16 protein-coding genes are annotated in these 17,259 nt (G+C 44.9%); 12 read left to right on the forward strand and 4 right to left on the reverse strand.

Translation table 11 applies throughout. The features are described from left to right. The first annotated feature begins 40 nt into the window (after positions 1-40). Positions 41-1,441: a replicative DNA helicase gene (locus ATG66_RS07050; RefSeq protein ID WP_098414662.1), complete on the forward strand. Its 1,401-nt coding sequence runs from the start codon at positions 41-43 to the stop codon at positions 1,439-1,441. 4 nt (positions 1,442-1,445) lie between these two features. Then, positions 1,446-2,531 (forward strand): alanine racemase, encoded by a 1,086-nt coding sequence (alr, locus tag ATG66_RS07055; RefSeq protein WP_179885619.1) that lies wholly within the window; start codon positions 1,446-1,448, stop codon positions 2,529-2,531. Positions 2,532-2,569: 38 nt separating this feature from the next. On the opposite strand, the gene ATG66_RS07060 is transcribed toward alr, so the two are convergent. Then, entirely contained in the window at positions 2,570-2,989 is a 420-nt protein-coding gene (locus ATG66_RS07060; RefSeq protein ID WP_098414663.1) for a secondary thiamine-phosphate synthase enzyme YjbQ, read from the reverse strand. Positions 2,990-3,293: 304 nt separating this feature from the next. Here ATG66_RS07060 and pgi point away from each other — a divergent pair, with 304 nt between their 5' ends. Further along, positions 3,294-4,946, forward strand: a complete 1,653-nt coding sequence (gene pgi / locus ATG66_RS07065; protein ID WP_098414664.1) for a glucose-6-phosphate isomerase — start codon at positions 3,294-3,296, stop codon at positions 4,944-4,946. Positions 4,947-5,044: 98 nt separating this feature from the next. On the opposite strand, the gene ATG66_RS07070 is transcribed toward pgi, so the two are convergent. Beyond that, positions 5,045-5,506 carry a chemotaxis protein CheX gene (locus ATG66_RS07070; RefSeq protein ID WP_098414665.1) on the reverse strand — a complete coding sequence of 154 codons (462 nt, stop codon included), beginning with the start codon at positions 5,504-5,506 and terminating at the stop codon, positions 5,045-5,047. Positions 5,507-5,515: 9 nt separating this feature from the next. Beyond that, positions 5,516-5,980 (reverse strand): zinc uptake transcriptional repressor Zur, encoded by a 465-nt coding sequence (gene zur / locus ATG66_RS07075; protein ID WP_098414666.1) that lies wholly within the window; start codon positions 5,978-5,980, stop codon positions 5,516-5,518. Positions 5,981-6,646: 666 nt separating this feature from the next. On the opposite strand from zur, the gene istA reads away from it, so the two are divergent. Both istA and istB read left to right on the forward strand, forming a co-directional pair. After that, on the forward strand, positions 6,647-8,161 hold the full coding sequence (istA, locus tag ATG66_RS07080) for an IS21 family transposase (RefSeq protein WP_143699666.1): 1,515 nt from the start codon (positions 6,647-6,649) through the stop codon (positions 8,159-8,161). Then, entirely contained in the window at positions 8,151-8,912 is a 762-nt protein-coding gene (istB, locus tag ATG66_RS07085) for an IS21-like element helper ATPase IstB (protein WP_098414133.1), read from the forward strand. The genes istA and istB overlap by 11 nt, the downstream gene beginning before the upstream one ends. 68 nt (positions 8,913-8,980) lie before the next feature. Here istB and ATG66_RS07090 read toward each other — a convergent pair whose 3' ends face one another. Continuing rightward, complete coding sequence (locus ATG66_RS07090) at positions 8,981-9,994, reverse strand: site-specific integrase (protein ID WP_098414667.1); 1,014 nt, start codon at positions 9,992-9,994, stop codon at positions 8,981-8,983. A gap of 247 nt (positions 9,995-10,241) precedes the next feature. Between ATG66_RS07090 and dusA the strand changes: the two genes are divergently transcribed. From dusA to ATG66_RS07125, 7 genes are all read left to right on the forward strand, one after another. Then, the gene (gene dusA / locus ATG66_RS07095) at positions 10,242-11,222 is read left to right on the forward strand and encodes a tRNA dihydrouridine(20/20a) synthase DusA (RefSeq protein ID WP_098414668.1); all 981 of its coding nucleotides are present in this window, start codon (positions 10,242-10,244) and stop codon (positions 11,220-11,222) included. A 161-nt stretch (positions 11,223-11,383) separates the two neighbouring features. Further along, positions 11,384-11,599: an envelope stress response protein PspG gene (gene pspG, locus ATG66_RS07100; RefSeq protein ID WP_098414669.1), complete on the forward strand. Its 216-nt coding sequence runs from the start codon at positions 11,384-11,386 to the stop codon at positions 11,597-11,599. Between the two features lie 100 nt (positions 11,600-11,699). After that, the gene (locus ATG66_RS07105; RefSeq protein WP_098414670.1) at positions 11,700-12,359 is read left to right on the forward strand and encodes a TIGR04219 family outer membrane beta-barrel protein; all 660 of its coding nucleotides are present in this window, start codon (positions 11,700-11,702) and stop codon (positions 12,357-12,359) included. A gap of 151 nt (positions 12,360-12,510) precedes the next feature. Then, positions 12,511-12,741 carry a hypothetical protein gene (locus tag ATG66_RS07110; protein ID WP_098415862.1) on the forward strand — a complete coding sequence of 77 codons (231 nt, stop codon included), beginning with the start codon at positions 12,511-12,513 and terminating at the stop codon, positions 12,739-12,741. A 116-nt stretch (positions 12,742-12,857) separates the two neighbouring features. Next, complete coding sequence (locus ATG66_RS07115) at positions 12,858-14,729, forward strand: assimilatory sulfite reductase (NADPH) flavoprotein subunit (RefSeq protein WP_098414671.1); 1,872 nt, start codon at positions 12,858-12,860, stop codon at positions 14,727-14,729. Further along, on the forward strand, positions 14,729-16,465 hold the full coding sequence (gene cysI / locus ATG66_RS07120; protein ID WP_098414672.1) for an assimilatory sulfite reductase (NADPH) hemoprotein subunit: 1,737 nt from the start codon (positions 14,729-14,731) through the stop codon (positions 16,463-16,465). Before ATG66_RS07115 ends, cysI begins: the two co-directional genes overlap by 1 nt. Beyond that, positions 16,458-17,237: a phosphoadenylyl-sulfate reductase gene (locus ATG66_RS07125; RefSeq protein WP_098414673.1), complete on the forward strand. Its 780-nt coding sequence runs from the start codon at positions 16,458-16,460 to the stop codon at positions 17,235-17,237. The genes cysI and ATG66_RS07125 overlap by 8 nt, the downstream gene beginning before the upstream one ends. The last annotated feature ends 22 nt before the right edge of the window (positions 17,238-17,259 follow it).

Consider the following 17,259-nt stretch of genomic DNA (forward strand, 5'->3'; position numbering starts at 1 on the left):
GGTTATAATCGTGGGTCATTAGTAGTTATCGAGTAAAGTCATGGCGGGAAATAGAAATCGAAAACCTTCAGACAGTCAGGTCGACGCAATCAAAGTGCCACCTCACTCACTAGAAGCCGAGCAATCAGTCATTGGTGGTCTTCTACTGGACAATGAACGTTGGGACACCGTCGCCGAACGTGTTGTTAGCAGTGATTTCTATAGCCGTCCACATCGTCTGATTTTCGAAGGTGTTAAAGCCATTCTTGAAGCGGGTAAGCCTCTCGATCTTATCACGCTGTCAGAGTATCTCGAGCGCCACGAGCATTTAGAAGATGTGGGGGGATTTGCTTACTTAGCTGACTTGGCTAAAAACACGCCAAGTGCCGCGAACATCAATGCGTATGCTGACATCGTTGCAGAGCGTGCGATTGTGCGTGGCCTGATTGGGGTAGCAAACGAGATTGCTGATGCGGGTTATGATCCACAAGGGAGAAGCTCGGAAGATCTTATTGATATGGCGGAGAGTAAAGTTTTCGCTATTGCCGAATCGCGTACCAGTGAAAATGAAGGCCCACAGAACGTTGATAACATCCTCGAGAAAACGCTAGAGCGTATCGAGCTGTTATATAAATCGCCACAAGATGGAGTAACCGGGGTCGACTCTGGTTTCACTGATCTCAACAAGAAAACCGCAGGTCTACAAGGTTCTGACTTGGTGATCGTCGCAGCACGCCCATCAATGGGTAAGACAACCTTTGCGATGAACTTGTGTGAGAATGCGGCGATGCAACAAGATAAACCCGTTTTAATTTTTTCTCTAGAGATGCCAGCAGAACAGTTGATGATGCGTATGTTGGCTTCTCTTTCTCGCGTTGACCAGACCAAAATCCGAACTGGTCAATTAGATGACGAAGATTGGGCACGCATTTCTTCTACCATGGGTCTCCTGATGCAGAAGAAAAATATGTACATTGATGACAGTTCCGGCTTAACTCCAACCGAAGTTCGCTCGCGAGCTCGTCGTGTCGCGCGTGAGCATGGCGGCCTGTCTATGATCATGGTCGACTACCTTCAGCTAATGCGTGTGCCGGCTCTTTCGGATAACCGTACGTTAGAAATCGCCGAGATTTCACGCTCGTTGAAAGCGCTGGCAAAAGAATTGAATGTCCCGGTTGTGGCATTGTCGCAGCTTAACCGTTCCCTAGAGCAACGGTCGGATAAACGTCCGGTAAACTCGGACTTGCGTGAATCAGGTTCTATTGAGCAGGATGCCGACTTGATCATGTTCATCTACCGTGACGAGGTTTACCACCCAGATAGCTCATACAAAGGTACGGCAGAGATCATCATCGGTAAGCAACGTAACGGTCCAATCGGCTCTGTGCGTCTCACCTTCCAAGGACAACATTCGCGCTTTGATAATTACGCGGGTCCTGCATTTGATATTGATGATGAGTAATCGCATGAGCTATATGAAAGCCGCCAAAGCATGCATTAACTTGTCTGCGCTGCAGCACAATTTGCAGCGTGTTAAGGCTCAAGCGCCACACAGTAAAGTGATGGCTGTCGTGAAAGCCAATGGTTATGGCCACGGGTTACGCCATGTTGCCAAACATGCCAATCATGCTGATGCATTTGGTATCGCGCGCATTGAAGAAGCGTTGCAACTCAGAGCCTGTGGTGTAGTGAAACCGATCTTATTGCTAGAAGGTTTTTACTCGTCGGGTGATTTGCCCGTTTTGGTGACGAACAACATTCAAACTGTGGTGCACTGTGAAGAACAGTTGGTGGCGCTGGAACAAACGGAGCTAGAAACCCCGGTTGTCGTATGGCTGAAAATTGACAGTGGCATGCATCGTTTAGGCGTTCGTCCTGAGCAATACGCTGAATTTGTTGCGCGATTAAAAGAGTGCCCGAATGTAGCTAAGCCGCTACGTTACATGAGCCACTTTGGCTGTGCGGATGAGCTTGATAGCCCTATTACCCCACAGCAGATTGAGCTGTTTAAGTCGTTGACTTTAGGTTGTCAGGGGGAGCGTTCACTTGCTGCGTCTGCGGGTTTGCTGGCGTGGCCTCAAAGTCAATTGGACTGGGTTCGTCCTGGGATCATCATGTATGGTGTTTCGCCATTCGATGACAACACTGCACAAGATCTTGGCTATCAACCAGTGATGACGCTGAAATCACATCTCATTGCAGTACGTGAAGTGAAACAGGGAGAAAGCGTTGGCTATGGTGGTATGTGGGTCAGTGAGCGAGACACAAAAGTGGGCGTGATTGCTGTGGGTTATGGTGACGGTTACCCAAGATGCGCGCCAAATGGTACGCCAGTTTGGGTTAACGGACGTAAAGTTCCTATTGCTGGGCGAGTTTCTATGGATATGTTAACGGTCGACTTAGGCCCTGATGCGACCGATAAAGTCAGTGATGAAGCGATTCTTTGGGGGAAAGAACTTCCCGTCGAGGAGGTTGCTGGGCACATCGGCACCATCGCTTACGAATTGGTCACTAAGTTGACTTCTCGTGTTGAGATGGAGTACTCACAATAAACAATAAAGGCTAGCCTTCAGGTTAGCCTTTATTATATTTATTCGCCCTGAATGGTTGCGATGATACGGCGGCTTCCGCCAAAATCACGATGTTCGCCCAAGTAAATACCCTGCCATGTTCCTAACCCTAATCGACCGTTTTGAATCGGTAGCGTCACACTGCTGCCCATAAGTGATGCTTTAATATGCGCAGGCATATCGTCATCCCCCTCATAGGTGTGTTGATAATAGGGGGCACCTTCTGGAACATATTGATTAAAATGGGACTCCATATCCATGCGAACCGTCGGGTCGGCATTCTCATTTAACGTCAAGCTGGCGGACGTATGCTGAATAAATAGGTGTAATAAACCTACTGAAAGTTCGTTTAGTTGTGGTAATTGTTGTTCAATTTCATCAGTAATTAAGTGAAACCCACGAGGTTTTGCTTTTAATTGCAGTGTTTTTTGTGTCCACATACGTGTTCCTTTGGAAATTTCTAAATTGGCGACTATCCTGTTCCAATTAGAGCCTGTCATAAGTAAATGATAGGATTCTTCTCATCATGAAATGAATGGCTCAAATTCAGGACGGGGAACGTGACCTAACTCAATGTGAGTGTAAAAGCACTCGGTCATAATTAGCGCCTGAAAAAAAATTACAAGACTTGTTTTGTGGCAAATCGCCCAAACATTTTATTATATGCTATTTGCTAAATCGGGGATTCCACAGTTTCGCTAGACTGTAAGGAATGGAACCTACTGTAACATTGGGATAAAGACCATGTTGAACAATATCAATCCAACGCAAACACAAGCTTGGAAAGCGTTAACAGCGCATTTCGAATCTGCACAAGATATGGATCTTAAAGAATTATTTGCTCAAGATGCGGCGCGTTTTGACAAATACTCTGCACGTTTCGGCTCAGACATCCTAGTCGATTACTCAAAGAACCTCATCAATGAGGAAACGCTGAAGCATCTGTTCGCCCTTGCTAAAGAGACTGAGCTGAAGTCTGCAATTGAAGCGATGTTTAGTGGTGAGGCTATTAACCAAACAGAAGGCCGCGCCGTTCTTCATACTGCACTGCGTAACCGTGCTAACACGCCAGTCATGGTTGATGGCGAAGACGTAATGCCAGCGGTCAACGCGGTGCTAGAAAAAATGAAATCATTCACTGAGCGCGTAATCGGTGGTGAATGGAAAGGTTACACAGGCAAGGCAATTACCGATATCGTGAACATCGGTATCGGTGGTTCTGACCTTGGCCCTTATATGGTGACGGAAGCTCTAGCGCCATACAAAAATCATCTAAACCTTCACTTCGTGTCTAACGTGGATGGTACTCACATCGTTGAAACGTTGAAGAAAGTAAATCCAGAAACGACACTATTCCTAGTGGCATCTAAAACCTTTACGACTCAAGAAACCATGACAAACGCACACAGCGCTCGTGATTGGTTCCTTGCAGAGGCAGGCGATCAAGCGCACGTGGCGAAGCATTTCGCGGCGCTTTCAACGAACGCGACAGCCGTGTCTGAGTTCGGTATCGATACTGACAACATGTTCGAGTTTTGGGACTGGGTTGGCGGTCGTTACTCACTATGGTCGGCAATTGGTCTTTCCATTGCATTAGCCGTTGGTTTTGACAACTTCGTTGAGCTGCTTGAAGGTGCTCACGAGATGGACAAGCACTTCGTATCAACAGACCTAGAAAGCAACATCCCTGTGATCCTTGCACTTATCGGTATTTGGTATAACAACTTCCACGGTGCGGAATCAGAAGCTATCTTACCTTACGATCAGTACATGCACCGTTTCGCGGCGTACTTCCAGCAAGGTAACATGGAATCAAACGGTAAATACGTTGACCGTGAAGGCAATGCTGTGACTTACCAAACGGGCCCTATCATCTGGGGTGAACCAGGTACTAACGGTCAGCACGCGTTCTACCAGCTAATTCACCAAGGTACTAAGCTGATCCCATGTGACTTCATTGCACCTGCAATCAGTCACAACCCAGCTAGCGATCACCACCAAAAACTGATGTCCAACTTCTTTGCACAAACTGAAGCATTAGCGTTTGGTAAGAGCGAAGAAACAGTGAAAGAAGAGTTGGTGAAAGCAGGTAAGAACGCTGAAGAAGTGGCAGCGATTGCGCCATTCAAAGTGTTTGAAGGTAACCGTCCAACAAACTCTATCCTCGTGAAGCAAATCACGCCTCGTACGTTAGGCAACTTGATCGCAATGTACGAACACAAAATCTTCGTACAAGGTGTTATCTGGAACATCTTCAGCTTTGACCAATGGGGCGTGGAGCTAGGTAAACAACTGGCTAACCAAATCCTACCTGAGCTTGCCGATGAGTCTCAAATCAGCTCGCATGACAGCTCAACAAACGGTCTAATCAACGCATTTAAAGCTTATAAAGCGTAATATTCGGTTATAAAAGAAAAGGTCAGCAAATGCTGACCTTTTTATTGCCTGAGGCAAAAACAAAATAGGCTGGCCAGTGCCAACCTATTTTTTCTCTTTTATTCGAAGCAAATTTCGATAAAGGCATTTCCCCACTGTGAAGAGAAAGGCATGATGATGATTGAGCCTTCACACTTGTGGCGAATCGTATGGCCTCGGCCAGAAACCACTACCGGTGTTGCCATATCAAAATCAAAACCACTTTCAGCCAGAATGCGTTTCGCACCACCAGTCACCATATTGGTGATCTCGCCCACCATATCGGTGACTTCTTCGTTAAGTCCGGTAGGACGTTCACCAAGCATGTTCTGCATGATTTCCAGTGCTAACGCTTCATCAAAGGTAATTGACATTGAACCACGAGTTTGTGGGCCGACCATGCCAATTAGACCAGAAACGTCACCTCGTGCGATCTCATCCTTTTTGATTCGCGGTTTTTGTGGCTTCAGTTCAAGAGAAGCCATGGTTTTTAGTACGTTCATTAAAGAAGCTAAAAACGGGTTTACAAATTCAGCGCGCATAACGTTCTTCTATACTTTTTCTTTTGTCTCGGAGGAACAGGCCTGGCATTCACCATGAGTTTCAATCACTTGGTTGGTCAGTTTGAATCCATGCTTCTCGGCGTTTTCAGTTAATAAGGATATCAGCGTCTCATCTTCAAGTTCAACGACATCACCACATTTATCGCAAATTAGCAGTTGGAAAAAGTGCTGTTGAGTATTGAAAGAGCAACAAGTAATAAAGCTATTTGTTGATTCTACTCGATGGATAAAACCTTGCTCGAGGAGAAAATCTAACGCTCGATAAACCGTTGGGGGCTTGGCCTGAGGTTCACTCTCTTTCAGTTGTTCCAATAACTCATACGCACTTGAGGCACGACGATTAGAACAAATAAGTTCAAAAACGCGTCGACGTTGCGGAGTCAATCGTACTCCACGCTCTGCGCAGATACTTCCAATTTGTTCAATGATTGTTGGGTTCAAACCTTTCACCATAACTATCGGGCGTGCTCTATGATAAATCATTTCTATACGAAGTTCGTTTAGAAACTCTGCATTTTACCTGCTATCAGAACGAAAATCATGGATTAAAGCAAGTCGATGTCGGGGTGAAGTCGGAATAATTGTTACAGAGTGAGCGAACTTGTGATATTCGCATCTTTCCTTAATTGCTAACATGTTGCCAAAAGATCCTAGAGACTTTATTGACGACTTTTGAGTGAGAGTGACGAGATCTTCAAATCGTCGTCGGGTCAGCAAAGCAAATCATTCTTGCTGAAGCTAGCACCTTGAGGTGACTTGGGTATACAATACCCGACTTATTTTTTGAGCGTACTGCTGCGCTCGACCTTGGCAACATAAAAACGGGTGTTTAAATCATGACTCATTCTTGCAGGCTATCTGTAGCGCCAATGCTCGATTGGAAGTGATTAGAGAGGTCGATTCAGCTAAAACAAGGCGTTACGTCTATTGCTGAAATCGTGAGGGATGGATGAGGGACAGTTACCATAAACACAAGCAGTAAATCACTCTCGCTCCTATCTTACGTCCCCTATGTTAAATTGCATCCAGAACTGATCCACTTCACCCCCTGATTTGCACCGAAAACTGATCCACATCATCTAACCTAAATCCTGCTGAGTCTTAGCAGGAGAATATGGAGTGATTGACGTGTCATTATTAAGTGTTATTCGTCGTTGGCATTTCCGCGAAGGAATGTCGCAAAGAGAAATAGCCAGACGTACTGGACTATCCCGAAATACCGTTAAACGTTATTTGAAAGATCAAACTATCGAACCTGTTTATCCAAAGCGGCATTCATTGAGTAAACTAGACGAGTTTAAAGAATTACTGACTTCTTGGCTAAAACGAGAAATGAAGCGACCGAGAAAGCAGCGCAAAACGGTCAAAAACCTTTTTCAAGACCTCGTTCCGCTAGGCTATAGCGGCTCGTATGACAGAGTCGCTTCATTTGCACGTAAATGGCGCGAAGAACAAAAACTCGATGCGTCTAAACGAACGTATATGCCGCTAGAGTTTGCCCCTGGTGAAGCCTTTCAGTTTGATTGGGGCGAAAATTGGGCCTATATCAATGGCCATAAAACCAAGCTACAGGTCGCTCACTTCAAACTCAGTCATAGCCGCGCATTCCTCCTTCGAGCCTATTATTCTCAAAGTCATGAAATGTTATTTGATGCCCATAACCATGCCTTTCGCGTGTTCCAAGGCGTTCCAGAACGGGGGATCTACGATAATATGAAAACTGCGGTTGATGCGGTCAAAAATGGCAAAGATCGAGTAGTGAATCGTCGCTTTTTAACAATGGTTAGTCACTACTTGTTTGAAGCCGACTTCTGCAACCCAGCCGCAGGTTGGGAAAAGGGGCAGATCGAGAAGAACGTGCGGGATGTGCGTTCTATCATCTGGCAGCGCGCTCCTAAGGTGAAAACCTTAGAAGAGCTTAATCAATGGCTTGAAGCCCAATGTTTACGGGACTGGCAGTCACGTAGACACCCTCAATATCGTGATATGACCATAGAGCAAACGTGGCTAAGTGAGCGCTCCCAATTAATGAAAGTCACAGCGCCGTTTGATGGTTTTATCGAGCAAAGCAAGCGAGTCTCCTCTACCTGTTTGGTGAACTTCGACAGAAATAAATACTCCGTGCCTGCAAGTTACGCAAACCGACGAGTGAGTCTGCACGCCTACCCCGATAGTATTGTTTTGGTGGCAGAAGGTCAGCCCATAGCAGAGCACCAAAGAGTCTTTAATCCTAAACATGAGCCGCCACACATTGTTTATAACTGGCGACATTACCTGTTGGTTGCGCAACGTAAACCAGGCTCTCTGCGTAATGGCGCACCGTTTCACTTGCTCCCTGAGAGCTTTAAGCACCTGCAATCAATATTATTACAGCGTCTTGGCGGCGATAAGGAAATGGTCGAAATCTTGTCATTGGTTATTCATCACGATGAAAAGCTGGTAGAGCAAGCCATTAATATGGCACTGGAAGCAGGCACACCATCAAAACAACACGTCATAAACTGTTTAAGCCGCTTACTCAATCCTTCTCCAGTTGTACCCGTCCCCGTCTCTCAAGGGTTGCGACTGGTTACCGAGCCAACCAGTGATACGTCGCGATATGACGAATTAAGAGGAAAACGTCATGCACAATGAAGCGTTATTAAGCACATTAAAGGCACTCAAGCTTCACGGCATGGTTAGCAGTATTGTTGAACTTGCCTCTCAAAACTCTCCTGCTTATCAACAAGCTCAACCCATCCTTGAAACCTTGTTAAAAGCAGAGATAGCAGACCGTGAAGTGCGCAGTATCGCTTACCAAATGAAAGCGGCAAAGTTCCCAGTCTATCGAGACCTATACGGTTTTGACTTTAGCGAGAGTACAGTCGATGAGTATCTAATACGAGGTCTGCATCGCTGTGAGTTTATCAAAGACAGCCAAAACATCGTGCTTGTTGGTGGTCCAGGCACAGGGAAAACGCACTTAGCGACGGCGTTGGGCGTACAAGCCATACAACACCATCAAATGCGGGTCAGGTTCCTATCGACCATAGAACTCGTCAATACGCTAGAGCAGGAGAAGCAAGCGGGTCATGTGGGCCGCCTCGCTAATCGATTAGTGAGCTGCGACTTAGTCATACTAGATGAACTTGGGTATGTCCCTTTTAGCCAAGCGGGTGGGACATTGCTGTTCCATTTACTCAGTAAACTCTACGAGCGTACGAGTATCGTCATTACCACCAATCTCAACTTCACGGAATGGTCGAAAGTGTTTGGTGATGCAAAGATGACAACGGCATTGCTGGATAGGCTGACTCATCATTGTCACATCATTGAAACGGGTAACGACAGCTATGTTTTAAGGAATCAAAAAAGAAGTCGAAGGAGAAAACCAAATAGAAACTAACGTAAAAATGTAGTCTAGAATAGACTTACTTAGGTGGATCACTTTTCAGTGCAAATGGTGGATCAGATTTAAGTGCAAATTAACACTGTGATCTTAGATATCTCAACGATGTTTAGCCCTCTTTCAAAAAGCTGGCATGCTCCTTCAGCCCTTAGGTCGTGGTAGTGCAGGTCTTCAATGCCTTGGGATTTACACATACGTTGCCATGCAGCTCCAATTGAAGTTGGGTGGTATGGGAATATTCGCTCTTCGAGTTTGGGCTGACGCTCAATAATCTTCAGCGCTTCGGGAAAAAGTGGGATAGTGCAATGATTTCCCGCTTTTTTGCGTGGGTCTTTGCGATCTCTGATGGTGATTGTGTTGTCGCCTAACGAAAGATCCTCCCAAGTTACACGTGTGATTTCACCTAGACGCATGCATGTAAGTATCGATATGTGGAAGATATCTACTAGTGGTATGTGGGATGCACGATGGTTTTGTCTTTTGAGTAACCCTTCTTCTGCAAGAGCTAGTTCTTCTTTGCTAGGTCTGCGGTCACGTTTATTGCTTCGACCAATGAGCCTATATTTAACGAGAGTTGGAATAGCCTCATTGTGGGCATGAATATTCGCCTTGTATCCAAAGATAGGGCCAGCAACATTGATGACGCTTCGTAGGTAAGTGATATCTTGATATACAGTTTGGGGCAAAGGTGCACTAGGTTCATTAAGTCTTTCTCTGCAATGTCTTACCAGATGTGTTGCTGTCAACTGATCTGCTTGTACCAAAGCGATATCGTAGCTACGAAGTCTGCGTAATACGGCTTCTTTTGAGCGACCAAGATCTTTTGAGGTTATCTGATCGTTAAGATACAAGGTAATTAGATCTCCAATGAGGATACTCTGTTTAGGCATGTCTATAGATGGTATGCCATTGTCCTCTAGTCCTTTTACGACATCGTCAGCCCACACTTGTGCGAGAGATTTTTTGTCGAATGTTTTAGATTTCTCGAATACTCGCTTGTTATGCCGTGAAGCTCTTACTCTGGCTTTATATTTGACCCCTGATTTACGTGCGACCTTTTCGATGTTGATTGTAGCCATGTTTACCTCTAGCGTTGGATAGATTGCTTTAGAGGTGATTTACTTTTGCTCAGCAGCATTGAAGCTATGTCCGTAGATAGCTATAATCCGCCGCCTTTAATGGTATTTTTAGGGGACAGTGCATGTCCCCTATTTTGTCCCCTATCTGTCCCTCGGTGCTAAAATAAGCTCAAATGAGACAGATAATGTTGCAATGCCCCTTTGTGGTATTTGCCTTAAGATGCTGATACTAAAGGAGTATTGTAAAATGTACCCATCATCTAGACTCTCTGTCGCTCCCATGCTCGATTGGACCGATCGTCATTGTCGCTATTTCCATCGCTTAATGACCAAAGAAACCCTGCTGTACACCGAAATGGTGACCACTGGGGCGATCATTCATGGAAAAGGAGACTTCCTCGCTTATAACGAACAAGAACATCCGTTAGCTCTTCAATTAGGCGGTTCAAACCCAGCAGATTTAGCCACCTGTGCCAAGTTAGCTCAAGAACGTGGTTATAATGAGATCAACCTCAACGTAGGCTGTCCATCTGATCGCGTGCAAAATGGTCGTTTTGGTGCCTGTCTAATGGCAGAACCCCAGCTCGTCGCCGACTGTGTCGCCGCGATGAAAGCTGTGGTTGATGTACCCGTCACCGTAAAAACGCGTATTGGTATTGATGATCTAGATTCTTACGAATTCTTAACCGACTTTGTCTCTATTGTGTCTGAGAAAGGCGGTTGTGAGCAGTTTACTATTCACGCACGTAAAGCTTGGTTAAACGGTCTCAGTCCGAAAGAAAATCGCGAGATTCCACCATTGGATTACCCTCGAGCTTACCAGTTGAAAAAAGACTTTCCGCACTTAACCATCGCAGTTAATGGTGGTGTGAAATCGCTAGAAGAAGCGAAAGTGCATTTACAGTATCTTGATGGTGTGATGATCGGCCGTGAAGCGTACCAAAGCCCATACACGCTCGCGTCGGTAGACCAAGAGTTGTTTGGCTCTAATGCGCCAGTAAAAAAACGCAGTGAGATTGTTGAAGAAATGTATCCATACATTGAAGCACAACTAGCCAAAGGCGCGTATCTTGGTCATATCACTCGGCATATGCTGGGTTTATTCCAAAGCATGCCGGGTGCGCGTCAATGGCGTCGTTACATCAGTGAAAATGCGCACAAGCCGGGAGCTGGTCTTGAAGTTCTGCAAGAGGCACTGGCGAAGATCCCCAAAGAATTGAACGTGTAAAAATTGCCATTGATTGGTGAAATTAACCATCTAAACAATGAAAAGCCAGAGTGTAGAAACACTGCTGGCTTTATTTTTATATATAAATCAGGGTATTAATCGATTTTGATTAATTGGTATGGAAACTGCTGTAATGACTAAAAACAAATGGAGACGTGATCATGTTAGAGCTAATCTTTATTTTAGTATTTGCGGCGACGTTATTAGTAACGGGTATCACGATGATGACGGTATTCGCAGCTACGGGCATTGCGTTAGTTGTGATGTTTGTATTGGGTATGGTGGGTGTGGTCCTTAAACTATTACCGTGGTTAATTGTTATTGCTTTGGGTGTTTGGTTTTTCAAAAACTACGTAATCCAGCCGCGTTATAAGTAAAGGCTGCGGAGATTTAGTTGATAGGGAGGCGTGAGAATATGGTATATTTTCTCTCACGCCTTTAACGTTAAATGTCAGCTACCTCGGAGTAAATAATCACATGATAAACAAAGCGGCCTTTGCTTTAACGGCTGTGTCGTTGGCAGCATCTTTCCCTGCTTTCGCAGAGTACTCTGTGTCCACAAAGGTTGGCGCAGAGGTATGGGGGGCGGATACAAAGGTTAATGAAGTAAGACGAGACCGTCATACCACAGGGATTTTTTATGCGGCAATCGAGCATGACGTAAAGTATGTACCTAATGCACGCCTACGTTACTCGAGTGTAGATGCTGATTATATGGGCTTTGATAAGCTCGATTTAACGTTGTATTACCAAGTATTAGAGCATGAATTATTGCATTTTGATGCGGGGATTACGTTCAGTAATTTAAGCGACACTAAATACATCGATGCCGGCTCGCCAAAACGTGTAGAAGAATTTGATGAACTAGTTTGGGCTTGGCATGGTTATGCGGAAATTCAGGTTCCAAACACTCACTTTGATGTGATTGGTGAGATGAACTTTGGCGATAACAAAGGGATCAAAAGCACAGATTTAATGGCAGGAATTCAATATCACGTGTCTTTCAAAGATTCTCAGTTGGCTTTCCGCAGTGGTTACCGCGTAATTGACTTAGAATCGGAGTTATTCCTGTCTAATTTAGGGAAAGAGTTTATCTTTGCCAATGGCTTTTTTGTGAGCACCGAGTACGTTTTCTAAAGTTGTACATTTTTATTTTTTAAAACGTCGCCTTATAAGCGGCGTTTTTTTATATCACTTCATTATATTCATTCGAAATATTCTCCCTATTTGGCTCAGTTAGACCATGCTTACTTTGGAACAATGTGAAAAAATTAAAGCAGGGATAGCGATGACAATAAATGAATTAAGACATCTATTTCGTGAAAACCAGCTTGTAGAAGCGATTATAGAGCCTGCGATTCAAGAGGGTGGTTGGGTCGTAGAGTTTCGGCATGCGCGAGGCGGTTTCGTGTTTTTAACGGACAGTCATGGTGAAGAATGTTTTTATGAAGATTTGGATACCGCGTCAAAATCGGCAATGGCAGTAGGCTTTCAGCAAGTTCGCATTGAAGATAGATAAGCAAAAGTAAGTCGCTCTTACTTCCAAAAAGTTATAAAGCATTCACTTCTATTCTTTCTTGTTATTAAGGAGAGTCGGTACTCTATTGTCACGCAATGAATAGGGATGTCGTGATAATGTCTTTTCAAAAGAATGAGTATTCTCACAAGAATGTGTCTGAAGATAATAATGGGCGAGGAGGAACCCCTCCAATCGCAAGCCCTCTGAATGACCAACAAATTAGCTCACTCCAACAAACTGTTTCTGAGTTGTCTGCACAGCAACTCGCTTGGGTCAGTGGGTATTTTTGGGGATTAGCTCAAAACCAACCAAACACAGCGGTAACACCCATTGCGCAAGCAACGGCAGCCGCGTCAGTAAAACCAGCAGGTAAGCTAAGTATTATTTTTGCTTCCCAAACGGGCAATGCTAAAGGCGTTGCTGAAGCTCTGGAACAGCAAGCAAAAGCAGAAGGAATTGCTGTCGAACTTTTTGATGCAAGTGATTACAAAGGTAAAAACTTAACCAAAGAAACGCATGTCATTATTGTGGCATCGACGAACGGCGAAGGCGAGGCACCAGATAACGCCATAGAGCTACATGAGTTTTTGCAGTCTAAGAAAGCTCCTAAGCTGTCAAACCTTCAATATGGCGTTATTGCTTTGGGCGACTCGAGCTACGAATTCTTCTGTCAAACCGGTAAAGACTTCGACGCTTACTTATCAAAGTTAGGCGCGACCCCATTTATCGAGCGTCTTGATTGTGATGTGGATTATGAAGCATCGGCAACTGAATGGCGTAAGAATGCGTTAGGTAAGGTAAAAGATACGCTTTCTTCTGGCACTGAAGCGGATGTGGTTCAACTCCCAGTGGGTCAGGCGGCGACTGCGCACTCTCCTTACAATAAACAAAAACCGTACACCGCGACGTTACTAGCCAGTCAAAAAATTACGGGTCGTGACTCTGGAAAAGATGTTCGTCATATAGAAGTCGACTTAGAAGGATCGGGGTTAACATATCAGCCCGGTGATGCGCTGGGAGTGTGGTTTGAAAATAGCTCAGAACTCGCAAATGCCATTCTTGGTAAGGTCGGTTTGTCTGGGGTTGAGACCGTTGACGTCGATGGCGAAAGCTTGTCAATCCATAGTGCTCTCGTGAGTAAATATGAAATCACAACATCTAACCCACAGCTCATTACAAAGTTTGCCGAGTTATCCGGTAGCAAGAAGCTACAAAAGCTGGTTGAAGATAAAGATAAACTTCGCGAGTACTCTGCCAATACCCAAATTGTTGATGTATTGGCAGAGAAGAAAACCAAGTTAACTGCGGATGAGTTGATTGGTTTGCTTCGTCGTCTTACTCCTCGTCTTTACTCCATTGCATCAAGCCAAGAAGAGGTCGATGAAGAAGTACACCTAACGGTTGCTTTGGTTGAATATGAACAACACGACGAAAAACGATATGGTGGTGCGTCGGGCTTCTTAGCACAGCGTCTCGAAGAGGGAGATGAAGTTAAGGTATTTGTTGAGCATAACAACAACTTCAAACTGCCGGAAGATGATAGCACCCCAATTATCATGGTGGGGCCGGGCACTGGGATCGCACCATTCCGTAGCTTTATTCAAGAGCGTGAAAACCGCGATGCTGAAGGCAAAAACTGGTTGTTCTTTGGTGATCGTACTTTCACTCAAGACTTCTTATACCAAGTTGAATGGCAAAAGTACCTCAAGTCAGGAGTACTAAGCCGATTGGATGTTGCATTTAGTCGTGACCAAGTAGAAAAAGTTTACGTACAGCACCGCATCTTAGAAAACGCAGCTCAAGTGTGGCAGTGGATCCAAGAAGGCGCTTATATCTATGTCTGCGGTGATGCCACTCATATGGCAAAAGATGTGCACGACACACTGGTTATCGTTGCTGAACAAGAAGGCAAGATGCCGCGTGACGATGCAGAACAATTTATTAATGACCTACGTAAAGCGAAACGTTATCAGAGGGATGTGTACTAATGACTTTTTCTACTGAACATAACAAGCAGATTGTATTAGGCGAAGAGCTAGGGCCGCTATCTGATAACGAGCGCCTGAAGCGAGAAAGTAATTTACTACGTGGCACCATTGAGCAAGATTTACAGGACTGTATTACTGGTGGCTTTACTGCTGACAACTTCCAGTTAATTCGTTTCCACGGTATGTATCAGCAAGACGATCGTGATATCCGTAATGAACGCACAAAGCAAAAGCTAGAGCCATTGCATAACGTGATGCTTCGTGCTCGCATGCCTGGAGGCATCATCACGCCAACGCAATGGTTAGCGATCGACAAGTTCGCAACGGAGCACTCTTTATATGGAAGTATTCGTCTGACAACTCGCCAAACGTTCCAGTTTCATGGGGTATTGAAACCGAATATTAAGTTGATGCATCAAACGCTCAACAGTATTGGCATTGATTCGATTGCTACCGCGGGTGATGTAAACCGAAACGTGTTGTGTACCACTAACCCGGTCGAATCAGAACTTCATCAAGAAGCTTACGAGTGGGCGAAGAAGATCAGTGAACACCTGCTTCCAAAAACACGTGCTTACGCTGAGATTTGGCTGGACGGTGAGAAAGTAGAAAGCACTGAAGAAGATGAACCTATTCTGGGTAAAAACTATTTACCGCGTAAGTTTAAAACCACAGTGGTGATCCCACCGCAAAATGACGTAGACGTGCATGCCAATGATCTTAACTTCGTAGCAATTGCGGATAACGGCAAGTTGGTAGGCTTTAACGTCCTTGTTGGTGGCGGCCTAGCGATGACACATGGTGATACCTCCACTTATCCGCGCCGAGCTGATGACTTAGGTTTCATCCCATTAGAGAAAACGCTTGATGTTGCAGCGGCGGTGGTTACCACTCAGCGTGATTGGGGCAATCGCTCAAACCGTAAGAATGCTAAAACCAAATACACACTTGATCGTGTAGGTACGGATGTCTTTAAAGCCGAAGTCGAAAAGCGAGCAGGCATTCAGTTTGCAGCAAGCCGCCCGTACGAGTTTACGGAACGTGGTGACCGTATTGGTTGGGTAGAAGGAATTGATGGTAAACATCACTTAGCACTTTTCATCGAAAATGGTCGCCTGCTGGACTTCCCAGGTAAACCACTTAAAACGGGGGTTGCTGAAATTGCCAAAATCCATAAAGGCGATTTCCGTATGACTGCCAACCAAAACTTAATTGTGGCGGGTGTACCTAAAAGCGAAAAAGCGAAGATCGAAAAGATCGCTCGTGAACATGGCTTGATGGATGACAACATCAGTGAGCAGCGCAAAAACTCAATGGCGTGTGTTGCCTTTCCAACTTGTCCGCTAGCGATGGCAGAGGCAGAGCGTTTCCTTCCTCAGTTTGTTACTGATGTGGAGGGGATTTTGGAAAAGCACAACCTACCAGAAAATGACAACATCATTTTGCGTGTAACTGGGTGTCCAAACGGTTGTGGTCGCGCCATGTTGGCTGAAATTGGTTTAGTTGGTAAAGCGCCAGGTCGTTACAACCTACATTTAGGTGGTAACCGTGCCGGTACTCGAGTACCAAAAATGTATAAAGAGAACATCACGGATAAGCAAATCTTAGAAGAGATTGATCTGCTGGTGGCTCGATGGTCGAAAGAGCGTGAAGAAGGCGAAGCCTTCGGCGATTTCACAATTCGTGCTGGTATTATCCAAGAAGTGCTCGTATCAAAGAGGGACTTTCATGCTTGATTCTGTAGCATCCAGGCTTGAGCTTACAGAGTTATTGACATTAACAAAGACGGAGCAAATCCTCCGTCTTGCTCAAATTAATGTCGAGCTCGAAAAGCTTTCGGCACAAGAGAGAGTAAAGTGGGCTTTAGAGAATCTAGAGAGCGAGTTTGCGGTTTCTTCTAGTTTTGGTATTCAAGCCGCGGTTATGCTTCATTTAGTTACTCAAGTCAAAGCGGATATCCCCGTCATTCTAACCGATACCGGATACCTGTTTGCTGAAACCTATCAATTCATTGATGAGCTGACAAATGCTCTCAACCTAAACTTAAAAGTTTATCGAGCGAAAGAAAGTGCGAATTGGCAAGAGGCTCGATATGGAAAGTTATGGGAGCAGGGTGTAGAGGGAATTGAAAAATACAACAAGCTCAATAAAGTGGAGCCGATGCGTCGAGCACTAAAAGAGCTTAATGTTGGAGTGTGGTTTTCTGGATTACGTCGTGAGCAAAGTAAATCACGAGCAGGTTTACCGATACTATCAATTCAGAACGGTGTGTTTAAGTTTTTGCCAGTAATTGACTGGACTAATAAAGACGTCCATTACTACTTAGAACAACACGGCCTTAAATACCACCCATTGTGGGATGAAGGTTACCTTTCAGTTGGTGATACACATACCACTCGTAAATGGGAGCCGGGAATGTCAGAGGAAGAAACTCGATTCTTTGGTTTAAAACGAGAGTGTGGTTTACATGAAGATGATGGTTCAGAACAAGATGGGTCCGGCATATAGCCATAATGACCTTTAAATCGAG

Origin of the sequence: Vibrio sp. ES.051 (assembly GCF_002563795.1) — a bacterium.
Classification (GTDB): domain Bacteria; phylum Pseudomonadota; class Gammaproteobacteria; order Enterobacterales; family Vibrionaceae; genus Vibrio.

Coding starts and splice junctions, on each gene's coding strand:
- ATG66_RS07050 (WP_098414662.1), top strand. CDS start 41: ATGGCGGGAAATAGAAATCGAAAACCTTCAGACAGTCAGGTCGACGCA.
- alr (WP_179885619.1), top strand. CDS start 1,446: ATGAGCTATATGAAAGCCGCCAAAGCATGCATTAACTTGTCTGCGCTG.
- ATG66_RS07060 (WP_098414663.1), bottom strand. CDS start 2,989: ATGTGGACACAAAAAACACTGCAATTAAAAGCAAAACCTCGTGGGTTT.
- pgi (WP_098414664.1), top strand. CDS start 3,294: ATGTTGAACAATATCAATCCAACGCAAACACAAGCTTGGAAAGCGTTA.
- ATG66_RS07070 (WP_098414665.1), bottom strand. CDS start 5,506: ATGCGCGCTGAATTTGTAAACCCGTTTTTAGCTTCTTTAATGAACGTA.
- zur (WP_098414666.1), bottom strand. CDS start 5,980: ATGGTGAAAGGTTTGAACCCAACAATCATTGAACAAATTGGAAGTATC.
- istB (WP_098414133.1), top strand. CDS start 8,151: ATGCACAATGAAGCGTTATTAAGCACATTAAAGGCACTCAAGCTTCAC.
- ATG66_RS07090 (WP_098414667.1), bottom strand. CDS start 9,994: ATGGCTACAATCAACATCGAAAAGGTCGCACGTAAATCAGGGGTCAAA.
- dusA (WP_098414668.1), top strand. CDS start 10,242: ATGTACCCATCATCTAGACTCTCTGTCGCTCCCATGCTCGATTGGACC.
- pspG (WP_098414669.1), top strand. CDS start 11,384: ATGTTAGAGCTAATCTTTATTTTAGTATTTGCGGCGACGTTATTAGTA.
- ATG66_RS07105 (WP_098414670.1), top strand. CDS start 11,700: ATGATAAACAAAGCGGCCTTTGCTTTAACGGCTGTGTCGTTGGCAGCA.
- ATG66_RS07110 (WP_098415862.1), top strand. CDS start 12,511: ATGACAATAAATGAATTAAGACATCTATTTCGTGAAAACCAGCTTGTA.
- ATG66_RS07115 (WP_098414671.1), top strand. CDS start 12,858: ATGTCTTTTCAAAAGAATGAGTATTCTCACAAGAATGTGTCTGAAGAT.
- cysI (WP_098414672.1), top strand. CDS start 14,729: ATGACTTTTTCTACTGAACATAACAAGCAGATTGTATTAGGCGAAGAG.
- ATG66_RS07125 (WP_098414673.1), top strand. CDS start 16,458: ATGCTTGATTCTGTAGCATCCAGGCTTGAGCTTACAGAGTTATTGACA.